This is a genomic window from Acidaminococcus hominis (assembly GCF_022484025.1).
Taxonomy (GTDB): Bacteria; Bacillota; Negativicutes; order Acidaminococcales; family Acidaminococcaceae; genus Acidaminococcus; species Acidaminococcus hominis.
In genome coordinates, this window is the sequence record NZ_JAKVMG010000001.1 from 1,317,830 (window position 1) to 1,332,697 (window position 14,868).

The following is a 14,868-nucleotide window of genomic DNA, read 5'->3' on the forward strand; positions in this document are numbered from 1 at the left end:
GCCGTTACACGTTCCTGCCCAGTTCCTCTGCTTCCGCAAGCGCCGGCTGGTCCTCTACCTCTCCAGGCAGGGTCACGCCTCCCGCAAACACCGTACCCCGGAGCTGCGCCTTGGCAAAGCAGTCCACCCAGCCCTGGATGGCCGTTTCCGCCCCCTGCGGGGTGGCAGGATCCTCTTCCGCCGCTGCGCTGAGAAAATAAATATCCCGGAACTGATAATCCGCAGGAAACAGCGGGTTGGCCCGGTCCAGCAGCGTCTTCAGCTGCCCGGAAATGCTGTAATAATAGATGGGAGATGCAAAGGCAAGCACCTGGCTCTCCTTCATTTTAGCCACAATCGCCGGAGCAGCATCCTTGAGCACGCATTGCTGGGTCTTTTGGCAGGACAGGCAGCCAATGCAAAATTGCAGCTCCTTGCCTTGCAGGCTCACAAACTCCACTTCATTTCCCGCTTCCTCAGCCCCTTTGGCAAAGGCCCGGGCCAACGCCTCCGAATTGCTGTTTTTCCACAAACTGCTGGAAATCACAAGAACTTTTTTAGACATATTTCCTCCCCCTACAGCTTAACCTCGTTTTTTGTCATCGTATCGCTATATATTATAAGCTTATACCGGTTCTATAACAAATACTTTGCCTTTATGCAGAGTCATGCCTAAAACGTATAAAAGTAGTGACCAGCTGACTTTGTTTTACTTTGTTTTGCTTTGTTTCAGCCTTCCCGGTAGGACAGCAGCGTATCCAGCTCCTTGCGTTTGGGCATGGCCGGTACCGCTGCCGGATGCCCCAGGGCAATCAGCGCCGAAACGGACTGGCCTTCCGGCACCCCCACCACCTGGGCCACCTTGGCCTCATCATAAATGCCCATGACCACCGTTCCCAGCCCCAGCTGGTGAGCGGCCAGGCACAGGGTCTGGGCCGAAATTCCCGCGTCAAAGGACTGCCAATGGGTCCCCTTGGAGGTGGTGAAAGAACCATCTCGTTCGTACCCGGACCTGCCGTCCACGGTGGTCAGCACCACCAGACAGGGAGCGTGCAAAATGGTGTTGTAGTTGCCTTTGAAACCCAGAATACATTCTTCCGCCAGCTGGGTCAGCTTGGCCCGATCATACACCGCAATAAACCGGGAAGTTTGGGTGTTCTTCCAGCTGGGCGCATAGGCGGCCAATTGGATAATCTGTTCCAGCTCCTCATGACTTACCGGCTGGTCGGTGAATTGCCGGACGGACCGGCGCGTTTTGATGCAATCGATGGTTTCCATACTGACTCCTTTGGTTCTTTTTTATTTTGTTCCTTGGCACAAGGGCTTGGCAAACTCCCGGATGGCCTGGGCAATTTCCTCACAGCAGGATTCCAGGGCAAAATGGCCGCTGTTCACCAGTTTGATGACGGCCTGGGGCAGATCCCGCTGGAAAGCCAGCGCCCCAGCGGGGATAAAGGATGGATCGTTCTTCCCCCATACCGCTAGCAGCGGCGGCTGCTCCTTTCGCAGGTACTCCTGAAAGGCCGGGTACAGCTTCACATTGTTTTGGTAGTCGAAAAGCAAATCTGCCTGGATTTCTGCATACTCCGGCCGCTGGGTGTAGAAAATATCCAGGGAATACCCGTCTGGAGACACACTGCCCGGCTCCGTGCCAAAGGTATACTGGCCATAAATGGTCTCCGGGGCAAAAGCACTTTTGTACTGCTCCCGGAGTTCCGGCGTGGGATGCTCCCAATACGCCTTCCGAGCGGCCCACTTGGCCCCCAGTCCTTCCTCGTACACGTTGCCGTTCTGGCTGATGATGCCCCGGATCCAGTCCGGATGCTTCCTGGCAATCCGAAAACCAATGGGCGCCCCATAGTCAAACACATACAGAAAGAAAGAATGCAGCCCCAAAGCCTCCAAAAAGCCCTCCACCACTTCTGTCAGGTGGTCAAAGGTATAGGCAAAAGCCTTGCGGGAAGGAATGGCCGATTGGCCAAAGCCCGGGTAATCCGGGGCGTACATATGAAAATCCTGTTCCAGCCGGGGCAGCAGGTCCCGGAACATATGGCTGGCCGAGGGGAAGCCGTGGAGCAGCACCAGTACCGGCTTCTCCGGATTTCCAGCCTCCCGATAAAAAATATCTAGGCCCTGCACTTTGATGGTATGAAATGTTGTCATGATTTCTCCTTTAGACCAAACATGGTATTCAGCAATTTGCGGCCTTCGGCCGTCCGAAAAATCCTATCCCGAAAATTGGCCACAGCCGTCAGCGGCAGCTGCTTTTCGTAGGCATTCACCATAAAATCCGCCTCCACCAGCACCTGGAAAGCCAAACTGTCAATGGCCCCGTACTGGTGATGGTGCCCCACTATAAACTGCACCCGCTCTACCTGCTCCCGGGTATACCCCAAGGGTTCCAGTACGGAAGGAACTTCCTGTACCCCCAGGGCTTCGTGGTATCGCCGGAACGCCGCCCCATGCAGGGCCTCCGCCTTCCGGGCGCCTATATCGTGGACCAGGGCCGTGGTTTCCAGGAGAAACAGTGTTTCTCCGTCCAGCCCCTCCAGCTGCCCCAAAAGCCGGGCCAGGCTGTGCACCTTCAGCAGGTGCTGCAGCCGTTTGGGATCTCCCTGATTATAAATCGCCATAGCAAGCTTCAGCCGTTCCAAGGGTTCCAGCATAAAGGCCTCCTTACCACAATTTCTTGTACAATTCTTTCAGCACGCCCGCATTCAGTACCCGCCGGGTGTTGGCAGGGCTGCCGCTGTCCATGGCATCTTCTGCCATCTTGTCGATTTGGGCAAAGAAAGCCGCCCGGTCAACGCCGTATTCGGCCAAAGTGGGCACCTGGCAGGTCTCGCACAGGTCCCGCACCGCTGCCAAAAAGGCTTCCGCAGCCGCGTGGTCCGGTAAAGAGGCCTCTGCAGCCCCCACGGCCCGGCCCAAGGCAGCAAACCGCTCATACGTTCCCGGTAGGGCGTATTCCAGGCAGACCCCCAGCAGCATGGCGTTGGAAAGCCCATGGGGCACGTGGAACAGCGCTCCAATGGGCCGGCTCATGCCATGGACCAGGGTCACCGAAGAATTGTTGAAAGCCATGCCCGCTTCCAGGGCCGCCATAGCCATTTCTTCCCGGGCCTCAGCATTCTGCCCCTCCCGATAGGCGGTGGGCAGATTGGCAAAAATCCGTTTCACCGCGGACAGCGCCAGGGTGTCCGTCAGAGGCTGGGCCTTTTTGGAGGTATAGGCCTCAATGCTGTGGGTCAGTGCGTCCAGGCCCGTGGAAGCCGTTACCCTGGCAGGAGCCGACAGCGACAGCGCCGAATCTACCACGGCCAGGTCCGGCAGCAGGGCCGCCCCTTTCAGCAGCATTTTTACCTGGGTTGCCGTATCCGTAATAATGGTAAACTGGGTAGCTTCCGACCCAGTGCCCGCCGTGGTGGGAATGGCAACCATTCCCGGCAGCGGCCCGGCAATCTCCTTGCCCAAGTAGTCCGACAGCTTCCCAGGGTGCACCGCCAGCACCCCAATGGCCTTCATGGCATCCAGAGGGCTGCCGCCCCCCAGACCTATGAGAAAATCACAGCCCGCAGCCCGGTATTCCCGGAGCCCTTCCAGAATCATGGTATCCGTGGGTTCCCCGGAAATCCCGTCGTACAGCGCCAGCCCAATACCCTGCTGTTCCAGCAGTTTTTCCACCCGGCCCGCCGTACCGTCCTTTACCGCATGCTTGCCCGTAACCAATAGAGCCTTTTTCCCATAACTTTCCAGCCCGCTGCCCAGAACTTCCAAGGCCCCTTGGCCCGTAACCACCTTTTTCGGAATGCAAAATACTCTGCTCATATGCTTCTCTCCTTTTGCTAATGCTAGTTTACACCCATTCAGGGCTGTGGTATATTATTAAATATATAACCTGTAATCTTATTTTTATATATCACATCAAAAAACAGGAGGCAGACCATGGATCTCCAAGAACTAAAATTTTTCCGGGCCGTCGCAGCTGAAGGCAGCCTGTCCAAAGCCGCCCAAAAACTGAACTACGCCCAATCCAACCTTTCCACCAAAATCAGCCAGCTGGAAAAAGAACTCCATACCGAACTGTTCCATCGCTGCAGCCACGGCGTCACCCTGACCCCCAAAGGAGAACAGCTGCTCCAGTATGCAGAAAAACTCCTGAACCTGGCCGCCGAAACCGAAGCCGTCCTGAAAGACGACGGCACCGCCAAAGGCAGCCTGACTCTGGGCTCCATGGAATCCACCGCCATGACCCTGCTGCCCCCGCTCCTGTCCCGCTATCATGCAGAAAACTCCCAGGTAGCCCTGCGCATCCAGACCGGCACCACCGCCGCTTCCCTCCAGGGCGTATTGGACCATACCCTGGACGGAGCCTTTGCTGCCGGTCCCCTGCGCCACCCTGGGTTAGGCACCAAACTGGTGCAGACCGAACGGCTGGTGCTGGTAACCCCCAAAGGCAGCAGCCGGACCCCTGCAGAAGCCCTGCTCCGCCAACCCCTTCTGGTGTTCCCCCAGGGCTGCTCCTACCGCAAAACCCTGGAAGCCTGCCTGTCCTCCCGGGAACTTCTTCCCGAAAAGATTATCGAATTTACCTCCCTGGGAGCCATCTTGGCCAGCGTCAGCGCCGGCCTGGGCATCAGCCTGTTCCCCGAAGCCGTGGTCAGTGCCTTTGCGGCCGCCGGCACCCTGGACCTGCAGCCCCTGCCCGAGCCCTTTGATACCCTTCCCACCCTGTTCATCTACCGTAAGGACGGCTTCATGGAACAATCCCTGCGCCAGCTTTTGGCTCTTTTGTAATACAACTCTATCATAGCAAAGGAAAGCAAAAAATAAAGAGGCAATAAAAAATGGGGGGGGGAAAATAATACTTACCCCCGAAAGAAAAATGGCTTGCGAACTTAAATGAGTTCGCAAGCCATTTTTCTTGTTCTTTATAACTGTATCCTAACAAACTTCCTCAGGCAGTCCTGCGGACTGTCAGCCCCTACAACGCTTGGCGCTCAGCTCCAATTCTCAAGGCTATATGCCGCAGAGAATTGGTTAATATGAGCCGTGTGATAGCGGCCTGCAAAGCGAACCCGCAGGGTGAAGCTGCGCAGCGAGCCGCGAACCACTTTGGCTAGCAGCGAACCGCTCAGGGGCCATTCATAACCGTCAGAACTCCAGTGTTTATCAATACGGGTACTATAACTATAGTTCAGACTTTACTTGACCAGCAGCGGCCTAGCATGCCTCCTTCAAGCGTGGTATGCTATGAATAAAGTAGACTGGCATATAGTTAAACCTCCTGGATTCGTTGAAAGGAGAGTATGTAAAATGTCTATATCGAAAGTCAGTGCAGAGGATAAATTAAAGGCTGTCAAAGCTGTTCTTGCTCATGAAGAATCACCAATGGTTTCTGCAAAAAGGTTAGGGGTTCACTGGAAAGCAGTACAGTATTGGGTAGATGAATATATAGGAAATGGTCCTGAGGTATTTAACAAAAGACAGGTTAAAAGTTATTCTGCTGATCTTAAGATCCAATGCGTAGAGGAATATCTTAAGGGCGAAACGACTATGTCCCAGCTGGTACAAAAATACGGATTAAAAAGTTCTCGTCAAATCAGAGACTGGTTAAAGAAGTATAATAGTCATGAGGAACTAAAAAGTTCGGGTACTGGAGGTGCCAAGATCATGACTAAAGCTAGACAAACGACCTTTGACGAGCGCGTTGAAATCGTAAAATACTGCATTGAAAACGGGAATGCTTACCATGAAACCGCTGAAAAGTTTAAGGTTTCCTACCAGCAAGTCAGAAATTACGTCTTAAAATATAATAAGTACAATACCGAAGGACTCATAGATGGGCGCGGACACAGGAAGCCAGTAGAAGTCCCTGAAGAAGCCCCTACAGAATATGAGTGTATGAAAGCTGAACTCAAACTGGCTAATGCAAAACTCAAAGCCAAGGATATGGAGATTGATTTCCTAAAAAAACTCGATATTGTGGAAAGGAGGCGGGATTCACACAAATAAGATATGGAGCCATTTATGAAGCCATTAAAGAACTGCACGCTGAAAAGAATTACCCTATTCTTGGCCTGTGCAAATTGGGAAAAGTGTCCCGGGCCGGCTACTACAAATGGCTTCATAGAGAGCCTTCAGCACGCGAAATTGACGACAAGGAAATTGCTAAAAGAATAGAAGAGATATACAAGGCTGACCCAGCTAAAGGGTACAGACGAATAGCTGATGACTTACGAGCCCCAAATAAGAAGATCTATCCTGACACGAAACCAATAGCAATTGGTGACGGTCGCGTTCTTCATCTTTGTCGAGTGATAAATATAAAGTCTACGATTAAATATGCCCCTAAGGGCTGCACCCAGCGTGCAATAGATCCTGCATACATTGCAGAAAATATCTTGAATAGGGAATTTAAAGCCGATGCCCCTAACCAGAAATGGTGTACTGACGTCTCAGAATTTCACTACTATGAGGGGGTAGTTGTGCATAAGGTATATCTGAGCGCGATTATTGACCTGTATGACAGACGAATTGTTTCCTATGTGATAAGCAACCGGAACGATAAAAATTTGGTATTCAATACCTTCAATAAGGCATTGTTGAAAAACCCTGGCGCGCATCCCCTGTTTCACTCTGACCGGGGATTCCAATACACCTGCAGGGATTTCCGCAAGATGATTCTAGATGCTGGTATGACGCAGAGTATGTCACGGATAGGAAAATGCATTGATAATGGCCCGATGGAAGGCTTCTGGGGCATGCTGAAAAGAGAACGGTACTATACTCGTGACTTCGACAGCCGTAAAGCTTTGGTAACGATGATTAATAACTACATGGAGTATTACAACAGTGGCCGTTTGCAGCGGAATTTGGGCCGTTTGACCCCTATGCAAAAACATAATAGCTACCAAATGGCGGCGTAGAGGTTTATATTATTAGGAACTGTCTACTTGACGGGGAGCACACCAGCGTGAAGGAGGTGGGGCCGAGGGGCCTCGGAGGAAGTTCCATTATTTCACAGCCCCATTTTTTATCTCATGATTTCAGCGCTCCCAGCACATCCCCCACATCCCCGTTGATGCAGATGGCCTGCTGGGCAATTTCCGTAGGAGCCCCTGCCTGACCGTAGTTCAGACAGGCGTACACCGCCTGGGGATTGTCCTTGGTCAGCCGCCAAAAAGGATACTTGATAATGCCCGGGGTGTTGAAGCCCACCCCCAGCTCCAGGTACAGGACCTTGCCCTGCCGGTGCTGCTGGCCAAACTGGTCATACCGCTTGGCCGCCCGGTACCAGCCTGCATCCTGGACAAAGGTGTCATCACTGCGCAGGTTCATGGCCATAGGCCGTCCGCATTTGGGGCAATGGGGCACCAGTTCCTTAGGCACCTTCCGGTCCCGCTGCCGGGCGACCATTTCCCGGACCACTGCCTCGTTGTCATAGGTTTCCTGGTGACAGGGCTCCGAGCACTGCCACAGCCCGTAGTCCCCCTGGGTGTAGAACAGTCTCTCCTTGGCAAACCCCGCCCTTTGGAAACAATGATCCACATTGGTGGTCAGGACAAAATATTCCTTGCCTTCCACCAACTGGAGCAGCTGCTGATACACCGGCTTGGGAATGGGCACGTACCGGTTATAGTAAATGTACCGGCTCCAAAAGCCCCAGGTTTCCTCCGGCGTCCGGTAGGGATAGAAACCCGCCTCGTACATATTGGAAAACTGGTAGGCAGCAATAAAGTCCGGAAACAGCTGCTGGAACCTTTCACCGCTGTAGGTATACCCGGCAGAGGTGGATAGCCCAGCCCCTGCCCCAATCACCACGGCGTCCGCTGCCCGCAGCGCCTCCTGCAGCCGTTCCAGCTTAGCGGACTGTTCCCAGGAGCCCCTGGTAGAGGGCGTAATCCTCTGCTGTGAACACATTGAAAATCACCTTCTTCACAGAACTTTCCTGCTGCAAAAATTTCCGCACGGTCCGTACCGCCAGCTGGGCCGCTGCAGCCTGGGGAAAATGGAATACCCCTGTGGAAATGCAGCAAAACGCCACACTGGCAAGCCCCTGCTGGGCCGCCAGTTTCAGGCAGCTGTTGTAGCAGGAAACCAGCAATGCCCGGTCCCGGTCCGTCACCGGGCCTTGGACAATGGGTCCCACCGTATGGAGTACATAGCGGCAGGGCAGATTGAAAGCCGGCGTCAGCTTGGCCTGGCCCGTAGGTTCCGGGTGCCCCTGCTCAGCCATCAGCTGGGCACAGGACAGCCGCAGCTCCACCCCGGCAAAGGAGTGAATGCAGTTGTCGATGCAGTGGTGGTTGGGCCGGTAGCAGCCGGTCAATCCGCTGTTGGCCGCATTGACAATGGCGTCACAGGCCAGCCGGGTAATATCCCCCTGCCACAAATAAAGCCCCGGCTCCCGGGGCTGCAGGTCTTCCACCCGCACCATGCCCCGTTCCTGGAGCCGCTCCTGCAAATAGGCATCCTGCACCGCCAGAAACTCCTGGCTCACCGGAGCCGGCGGCCGCACATTCAGCAGCCCCCGAAGCAGGAAACGCTGCTCCTCCGCACCTTCCGGCACGGCAATTTCCTGATACTCCGGCCATTCCGCCAAAAGCTGCCGGATTAACTCCACCCGTCTTTCTTCCTGGGTCAACTTCCTCACCCCTTTCTCTGCCCGCTGCGTCAGTTAGAATTCATAGGGCGGTTTGCCGGAAAAGTCCGCAATCACCCCGTGGGGATCTTCCAAATAGAATACCACGAAAATCGGATTGTCCGCCGTATGGTACTGGCTCTTTACAATGGGATTCTCCATACAGGCTTCCTTGATGGCCTGATTGTCCTCAAACACCGCTTTCCCAGACAGCCGCAGCCAGGCATATTTGGGAGAAGCAACCGTCACCTGCACATAAGGATTGGCCTGCATATCCTTGTACACTTCCTTGGTGTTGTTGGTGCAGAACCACAGCTTGCCGTCCCGCTCCAGGCTAAACATAAACGGCCGGCATTTGGCCTTGCCATCCCGGCCCACCGTAGCCAGATATTGTACCGGATTCTCTTTCAGAAATTCTACTACCTTGTTCATAATAGCTCCTCCTTTGGCTTCCCGTTTCCAGGAAAATCGTGCTGTTTGATGTAATGCTTTCATTTACATTGATAATATACCATCATTTTGACGTAATGTAAAGAGTTACATCAAAAATTTTGCCAGGATTTACTATTTTTTCTAAACCCAATATTCTTCCATAACCAATCTCAGGCTGCCATTTTCAAGGCTTGGTCTGAAAGTTCTCATAAAAGCCCCACAGAGCGGGCAATGCGTTTTTTTGTTGACCCACAGCATTTTTTGTCAGGGGAGCAAATACCAATTACAAAGCCAGGTTTTAGCTTTCAATTTTATCACCATCTAAAGCGGACCATCCGAAACGCACTATTGATACCACAATAGCAACAATGGTTATGCTTTCGTTCAAAACGCCTCCCCAGGATTTTACCAGCACATCATAAAACAGCATGCCTGGTGCATTGACAAAAAGATTTGCCAGCCTTATTTTTCTGGCATTATTGGTCCAATAGGCAATTGTTCCCGCAATTGTCCCTATTACAGGGAGAACACTTTTCCATCCACTCCAGGTGAATATAGCTGCAAAAACCACTAATATGGAAAAAATGACAACCCAGCCTTTCCAGCGTACCACTTTATATTCCTTGTATTTGGTAAGCATAATATTTCTGATAATGTTAATCAGCAGGCTAATACTCCCACTATAGGCCCCAAGCATTACAAATTGTAATCCAAAAGCCAAGCAGCCCAGCGTCTGTAGAATAAACAGCTTCCGGTTTGACCTTACCTGATACGATATAAGAAATAATATTACACCAATAAACCCTACGCCCTGCACCAAAATAGTATTCTCTCCCATATTGCTTCGAACCTCATCCATTCCAGTTTATAATCCGCGGCCTTATAAACGCCCTGCAAACCTTTTCTACTTCACCAGGAGCAGCCATCTATACAAAAACGGCCAGAGAAAAAGGAAATTTCCTTTTCTCTGACCGTTTGCGTTTTTCGCTTTTCTTCCTTATTTCACCGTATTCCGCAGGGTTCCAATGCCTTCAATGTAGCATTCCACCACATCCCCGCTTTTCAGGAACACCTGAGGGTGCATCCCGATGCCCGTCCCGGAGGGAGTACCCGTGGCAATAATTGTCCCCACCTGCAAGGTCATCCCTTTGGACAGCTCGCTGATGATATAGGGAATCCCGTGTACCAGGTACCGGGTATTGCTGTCCTGGCGCAGTTCCCCATTGACCCGGCACTGCAAGTTCAGAGCCGGCGGGAACGGGAATTCGTCCGCCGTAACAATGCACGGTCCCAGGGGAGCGAAGGTATCCAGGCTCTTCCCAAAATACCATTGCTTATGCCGGGTCTGCAAATCCCGGGCGCTGACATCGTTGATGATGGTGTACCCGAATACGTAGTCCATGGCATCTTCCTCGGACACATTGCTGGCTTCCTTACCAATGATCACTGCCAATTCACATTCGTAGTCCAGCTTTTCCACAAAACCAAAGTGCCCGTCAATATAGCCATCCGGATCCACACACCGGTTGGCCCGTTTGGAGAAATACACCGGCACATTCCGTTCCCGAATCTTTTCCGGGTCGAAATCCTTGGGCAGCTCCTCATCATGGGCCCGGTAGTTGATGCCCAGGCAAATGATATCATTCCGGGGCTGGGTAATGGGAGCCAGCAGCTTCACCTTGTCCAAGGGAACTGCGCCCATTTCCATCCGGGCGATGGCCAGCAACTCTTCAAAATTTGAATGTTTCAGTAAATCATACAAATTAGAAAATTTATTTGCCGGAATTACGTGCTTCTGGTCTTCAGAGATAATGCCCACTTGCTCGTCATTATCGTATACAAAGGTAACGATTTTCAAATTGTACCACTCCCCTATGTGTTGTATATATATTTTACCTGTTTTGTGGTAAAATTACTAGGAAGAATTGGCTCTTTTTGCAAGAATTGTATGTTTTTTTTGCCAAACTGTATATTTCTCTGCTATCACTTTTCTAAAGGAAGGATTAAAATGCTAAGCACTTGGTACACCGATGACGGCCATGGCGACTACAACAGAAGCTATGAGCAGCATCAAGATTTCGACTACACCGACTACTCCACCGACCACCGGGAGAATAACTTCCGGAACTATGAGTGGAAAATTCCCAAATCCAAAAAAGAACGGATCAAAAATATTTTGAACCACTACGAATGAAAAAGCGTCCTGAAGGGGGTGTAAAATAACGAAACTTCTATCGTCGTTCGTTCCTTATTACCTTCAACATTTGAGAGTCGCATCCGGTCGTCCAGTGCAATGTAATAATGGAGGACCGGCTAATGCGACCTCTGTGATAGCATTCCAAGAAGCAAGCTCGTAGAGCGAAGCTGATTGGTACAATGCGAACCACTATGGGGAAGGTACCGCACAACGTGCGGCGGAAAGGGCGGCGACACTTCCTACAGCGGTTCGCTGCTAGCCATTCATTATCGCCTTGCAGGCTCAATTCCTGGGCAGCTATCGCATGGGCCTTATTGACCAAACAGCCACTTGCAAAATTTATCTGGCTGTTTGGATGCGGCCGCAACGCTTGCAGGAAGCGTTCCAGACCTCTACTGGTCAAGTGACAGAGAAGTGTAGTGCTAGTATTTACATACCGAGATTTCATTTCAATACCCGTTTACCACATGACTCGTATTGACCAAAGACTGGCCCGGCAAAGCGTTGCGCTCACATCCAAGAGCATGTCAGTTTATCAAAATGCTCTTGGCTAATGTGAGCCATGTGATAGTAGCCCAAGAAGCAAGCCCGCAGGGCGCGGCTGATTGGAGTGCTGCGAACCACTAAGGGGCCGTCAGTCCGTAGGACTGACTGAGGAAGTTTATTAGATACGATTATGAAGAATAAAACGACTTGCGAACTCATTTGAGCTTGCAAGTCGTTTTTTCTTTCGGTAGTAAGTAGTATTTCACACCCCCAGGGCGTTTTTTTGCGGCCTGGCACTTCCTTTTCCTACTCCTTTGCTAAAAATACAAAAATATTCCCCATTTTTGTCACAATTTAAAGTGTAACGTTATTGAGAATCGTTATCTGCTTACCGTCCATCTCCACCGTACATAAAACGGGATTTTTTCGTGAAAATTCCTTATACAGAGGACAATTTTTCGACAATTTCCTTTCCCTCTCCGTGAATGCATAACACTTTTTAGAAAAACAGTGTACAGTATACAAATAATTGTTGACAACCGCCTGTGCAGGTGGTAAATTACCTAACTATAAAGCTTTATATCCTACACACGCGGCCCCTATCCAGGCGCCCTATTTTTTTCAAAGGAGTGAATGAAGATGAACGGATTAACGCTTGTATGTCTTTCAATCGTCATCTTTGCCTGTGCCTATCTGCTCTATGGCCGTTGGCTGGTAAAGACCTGGGGAATCGACCCCAATGCAAAAACCCCTGCTTATCGTTTACGAGATGATGAGGATTACACCCCCGCTTCCCGCTTTACGGTATTTGCCCATCAATTTTCTTCCATTACAGGTGCAGGCCCTGTCACTGGCCCGATTATTGCCGCTATGTTTGGTTGGCTTCCCGCTTTCTTATGGATTCTTATCGGCGGCATTTTCTTCGGTGCAGTACAGGATTTCACTTCCTTGTATGCTTCTGTCAAAAACGACGGCAAGTCCATGGGCAAGCTCATTGAACAATACGTGGGCAAAACCGGTGCCAAAATGTTCCTGATGTTTGGCTGGCTGTTCTCCCTGCTGGTAATCGCCGCCTTCTCCGACATTATGGCCAGCACCTTCAACGGCTTTGCCAAAGACGGTGCCCTGATGGCCCCTAACGCCGCAGCCGGTTCCATCTCCATGCTGTACATCGGCGTTGCCGTAATTTTCGGCATTGTTACCCGTCGTTTCCACATTACCGGTGCCAAGGAACTGGTGCTGGGCCTGGTCTGCATTTTCGCCATGATCAGCTTCGGTATTGCCCATCCCCTGTTTGCCAGCCGTACCACCTGGCTGTACGTCACCTACGGCTACTGCTTCCTGGCTTCCATCCTGCCCATGTGGCTGCTGATTCAGCCCCGGGACTACCTGAGCGTATTCCTGCTGCTGGGCATGATCCTGGCCGGCGTTCTGGGCATCATCGTAGGCAATCCCTCCATCAATATGCCCGCCTTCACTTCTTTTGAAGTAGGCAACCGGCCCCTGTTCCCCATCCTGTTTATCACCATCGCCTGCGGCGCCGTTTCCGGCTTCCACAGCCTGGTATCCTCCGGAACCTCCTCCAAGACCATTTCCAATGAAAAGGATATGCTTCCTGTTGGCTACGGTTCCATGCTGATTGAATCCACCCTGGGCGTAGTTTCCCTGGTTATTGCCTGCTCCGTGGCAACCAACGGCGTACTGCCCAAAGCTACCCCCTTTGCCATCTTCGGTTCTGCCATCGGCGGTTACTTCTCCATGTTTGGTATCCCGCCCTTTATCAGCACCTGCATCGTGACCATGTGCGTATCCGCCCTAGCCATGACCACCATTGACGCCGTTACCCGTATCGGCCGCATGATGATCCAGGAACTGATGGCCCCGGAACCCGGCGAAGTACAGCCTGCCTGGAAGAAATTCCTCAGCAACACCTACGTTTCCACCATCATCACCCTGATTCCCAGCTACCTGCTGTGCCTGGGCGGCTACCTGAATATCTGGCCCCTGTTTGGCGCTGCCAACCAACTGCTGTCCGCACTGGTACTCATCGGCCTGGCCGTCTTCCTGCGCACCACCGGCCGCAAGAGCTGGATGCTCTACTTCCCCATGACCTTCATGTTCGTGGTGACCATGAGCGCCCTGTGCCTGTCCATCTATGGCGTTTACACCAAGATTATGGCCGGTACCTTCGCCGTAATGGTGGAAGGTCTCCAGCTGGTAGTAGCCCTGGCCCTGATGTTTCTGGCCATTATGGTGGTAAAGAACTGCACCAGAGAGCTCTTTAACGCCGGCACTTCCAAGAACACCGCAGCCGTAAAATCCTAATACAGTGAGTCCAAATCCCCGTCAGCACTAAAGCTGGCGGGGATTTTTTTGGCAGCAGCTTTCTACTTGCCCCCTGGCACCAAATCCTGTATACTCCAACTAACAAAATTCATCTAGGAAGATTTTGCCATTTTCTTCTCTTCAAATCATTTCAAGGGAAGATTTCGCTATTTTCTTCCATCATTTTTCGCATTTTCCCCTGATGTGGGAAGCTTCTTCCCACATGGTTTTTCCAAAAGTATTGCATAAACCCAAAAAGGAGCCGGACAAAAATGAAATCCATTTTTGTCCAGCTCCTTTTTATTTGTCTATTTTCCCTATACTCTTACCGCTCCGCCTTGCCAAACCGGCCAAACAGCAGCAGCGTAATCCCTGCGGTAATGCCCAGCAAAATCACCCGGGGCGCATAGTTCCGCAACAGTATAGCCCAGGACGGAAAGAAATTGGCCACGTAGAAAGGAAACAGCCAGATTCCAAACAGTTCCCCTGCATACGTCCGCTGCAGCAGCCCGGACCGCTTCAGGGCAAAAGCCAGTACCGTCAAAGACACGGTCACCAGGAGCGCCGAGCCCCCTGCTCCCATAAGAGCCGGAAGAAAGCCCTGGGGATCCAGCAAATATTGCAGCCCCGCCTGATGAAACGCCGCCCCGGCCCCAGCACAGGCAGCCACCGATACCAACAAAACAATCAATGCTTTCACGTTTTACTCCTTTTTCCAGAGAGCCTTGGCTCCATAAACAATCTAACTTACAATACAATACTATACTATAGATTTTACCACCGTGCAAGCAAATCTGCGGCCACA

16 protein-coding genes are annotated in these 14,868 nt (G+C 51.7%); 5 read left to right on the forward strand and 11 right to left on the reverse strand.

The window, feature by feature from the left end:
• Positions 1–4: 4 nt before the first annotated feature.
• The 5 genes from LKE88_RS05835 to LKE88_RS05855 all read right to left on the reverse strand — a co-directional run bounded on the left by LKE88_RS05835 (position 5) and on the right by LKE88_RS05855 (position 3,807).
• Positions 5–544, reverse strand: coding sequence for a flavodoxin family protein (locus LKE88_RS05835; protein WP_118287048.1), 540 nt, complete (start codon positions 542–544; stop codon positions 5–7).
• A gap of 164 nt (positions 545–708) precedes the next feature.
• A complete protein-coding gene (locus LKE88_RS05840; protein WP_118287049.1) occupies positions 709–1,257 on the reverse strand; it encodes a nitroreductase family protein in 549 nt (182 codons plus the stop codon).
• A gap of 21 nt (positions 1,258–1,278) precedes the next feature.
• On the reverse strand, positions 1,279–2,142 hold the full coding sequence (locus tag LKE88_RS05845) for an alpha/beta fold hydrolase (RefSeq protein WP_231087019.1): 864 nt from the start codon (positions 2,140–2,142) through the stop codon (positions 1,279–1,281).
• Positions 2,139–2,645 carry an HD domain-containing protein gene (locus tag LKE88_RS05850; RefSeq protein ID WP_231087021.1) on the reverse strand — a complete coding sequence of 169 codons (507 nt, stop codon included), beginning with the start codon at positions 2,643–2,645 and terminating at the stop codon, positions 2,139–2,141. Before LKE88_RS05850 ends, LKE88_RS05845 begins: the two co-directional genes overlap by 4 nt.
• Before the next feature lie 10 nt (positions 2,646–2,655).
• On the reverse strand, positions 2,656–3,807 hold the full coding sequence (locus tag LKE88_RS05855; protein ID WP_118287052.1) for an iron-containing alcohol dehydrogenase: 1,152 nt from the start codon (positions 3,805–3,807) through the stop codon (positions 2,656–2,658).
• A 117-nt stretch (positions 3,808–3,924) separates the two neighbouring features.
• Here LKE88_RS05855 and LKE88_RS05860 point away from each other — a divergent pair, with 117 nt between their 5' ends.
• The 3 genes from LKE88_RS05860 to LKE88_RS05870 all read left to right on the forward strand — a co-directional run bounded on the left by LKE88_RS05860 (position 3,925) and on the right by LKE88_RS05870 (position 6,908).
• Complete coding sequence (locus LKE88_RS05860) at positions 3,925–4,776, forward strand: LysR family transcriptional regulator (RefSeq protein WP_118287053.1); 852 nt, start codon at positions 3,925–3,927, stop codon at positions 4,774–4,776.
• A gap of 456 nt (positions 4,777–5,232) precedes the next feature.
• Positions 5,233–5,994 (forward strand): helix-turn-helix domain-containing protein, encoded by a 762-nt coding sequence (locus LKE88_RS05865; RefSeq protein WP_105325742.1) that lies wholly within the window; start codon positions 5,233–5,235, stop codon positions 5,992–5,994.
• A 23-nt stretch (positions 5,995–6,017) separates the two neighbouring features.
• Positions 6,018–6,908 (forward strand): IS3 family transposase, encoded by an 891-nt coding sequence (locus tag LKE88_RS05870; protein ID WP_255419934.1) that lies wholly within the window; start codon positions 6,018–6,020, stop codon positions 6,906–6,908.
• Positions 6,909–7,020: 112 nt separating this feature from the next.
• Here the strand turns inward: LKE88_RS05870 and LKE88_RS05875 are convergent, their stop codons facing one another.
• From LKE88_RS05875 to LKE88_RS05895, 5 genes are all read right to left on the reverse strand, one after another.
• On the reverse strand, positions 7,021–7,902 hold the full coding sequence (locus tag LKE88_RS05875) for an SIR2 family NAD-dependent protein deacylase (protein ID WP_105326020.1): 882 nt from the start codon (positions 7,900–7,902) through the stop codon (positions 7,021–7,023).
• Positions 7,844–8,626: a protein-ADP-ribose hydrolase gene (locus LKE88_RS05880; RefSeq protein WP_105326021.1), complete on the reverse strand. Its 783-nt coding sequence runs from the start codon at positions 8,624–8,626 to the stop codon at positions 7,844–7,846. Before LKE88_RS05880 ends, LKE88_RS05875 begins: the two co-directional genes overlap by 59 nt.
• Before the next feature lie 33 nt (positions 8,627–8,659).
• Positions 8,660–9,055, reverse strand: a complete 396-nt coding sequence (locus LKE88_RS05885; protein ID WP_105326022.1) for a pyridoxamine 5'-phosphate oxidase family protein — start codon at positions 9,053–9,055, stop codon at positions 8,660–8,662.
• A 298-nt stretch (positions 9,056–9,353) separates the two neighbouring features.
• Complete coding sequence (locus LKE88_RS05890; protein WP_105326023.1) at positions 9,354–9,893, reverse strand: YgjV family protein; 540 nt, start codon at positions 9,891–9,893, stop codon at positions 9,354–9,356.
• Between the two features lie 159 nt (positions 9,894–10,052).
• Positions 10,053–10,913: a fumarylacetoacetate hydrolase family protein gene (locus LKE88_RS05895; RefSeq protein WP_105326024.1), complete on the reverse strand. Its 861-nt coding sequence runs from the start codon at positions 10,911–10,913 to the stop codon at positions 10,053–10,055.
• Positions 10,914–11,063: 150 nt separating this feature from the next.
• Between LKE88_RS05895 and LKE88_RS05900 the strand changes: the two genes are divergently transcribed.
• Positions 11,064–11,249, forward strand: coding sequence for a hypothetical protein (locus LKE88_RS05900; protein ID WP_105326025.1), 186 nt, complete (start codon positions 11,064–11,066; stop codon positions 11,247–11,249).
• 1,128 nt (positions 11,250–12,377) lie between these two features.
• Positions 12,378–14,063, forward strand: a complete 1,686-nt coding sequence (locus tag LKE88_RS05905) for a carbon starvation CstA family protein (protein WP_105326026.1) — start codon at positions 12,378–12,380, stop codon at positions 14,061–14,063.
• Positions 14,064–14,388: 325 nt separating this feature from the next.
• On the opposite strand, the gene LKE88_RS05910 is transcribed toward LKE88_RS05905, so the two are convergent.
• Positions 14,389–14,763 carry a hypothetical protein gene (locus tag LKE88_RS05910; RefSeq protein WP_105326027.1) on the reverse strand — a complete coding sequence of 125 codons (375 nt, stop codon included), beginning with the start codon at positions 14,761–14,763 and terminating at the stop codon, positions 14,389–14,391.
• Between the last annotated feature and the right edge of the window lie 105 nt (positions 14,764–14,868).

Bases quoted from the DNA above. Each gene is read 5' to 3' on its own strand.
- LKE88_RS05835 (WP_118287048.1), bottom strand. From the start codon at position 544: ATGTCTAAAAAAGTTCTTGTGATTTCCAGCAGTTTGTGGAAAAACAGC.
- LKE88_RS05860 (WP_118287053.1), top strand. From the start codon at position 3,925: ATGGATCTCCAAGAACTAAAATTTTTCCGGGCCGTCGCAGCTGAAGGC.
- LKE88_RS05890 (WP_105326023.1), bottom strand. From the start codon at position 9,893: ATGGGAGAGAATACTATTTTGGTGCAGGGCGTAGGGTTTATTGGTGTA.
- LKE88_RS05855 (WP_118287052.1), bottom strand. From the start codon at position 3,807: ATGAGCAGAGTATTTTGCATTCCGAAAAAGGTGGTTACGGGCCAAGGG.
- LKE88_RS05875 (WP_105326020.1), bottom strand. From the start codon at position 7,902: ATGTGTTCACAGCAGAGGATTACGCCCTCTACCAGGGGCTCCTGGGAA.
- LKE88_RS05865 (WP_105325742.1), top strand. From the start codon at position 5,233: ATGAATAAAGTAGACTGGCATATAGTTAAACCTCCTGGATTCGTTGAA.
- LKE88_RS05850 (WP_231087021.1), bottom strand. From the start codon at position 2,645: ATGCTGGAACCCTTGGAACGGCTGAAGCTTGCTATGGCGATTTATAAT.
- LKE88_RS05845 (WP_231087019.1), bottom strand. From the start codon at position 2,142: ATGACAACATTTCATACCATCAAAGTGCAGGGCCTAGATATTTTTTAT.
- LKE88_RS05900 (WP_105326025.1), top strand. From the start codon at position 11,064: ATGCTAAGCACTTGGTACACCGATGACGGCCATGGCGACTACAACAGA.
- LKE88_RS05905 (WP_105326026.1), top strand. From the start codon at position 12,378: ATGAACGGATTAACGCTTGTATGTCTTTCAATCGTCATCTTTGCCTGT.
- LKE88_RS05885 (WP_105326022.1), bottom strand. From the start codon at position 9,055: ATGAACAAGGTAGTAGAATTTCTGAAAGAGAATCCGGTACAATATCTG.
- LKE88_RS05840 (WP_118287049.1), bottom strand. From the start codon at position 1,257: ATGGAAACCATCGATTGCATCAAAACGCGCCGGTCCGTCCGGCAATTC.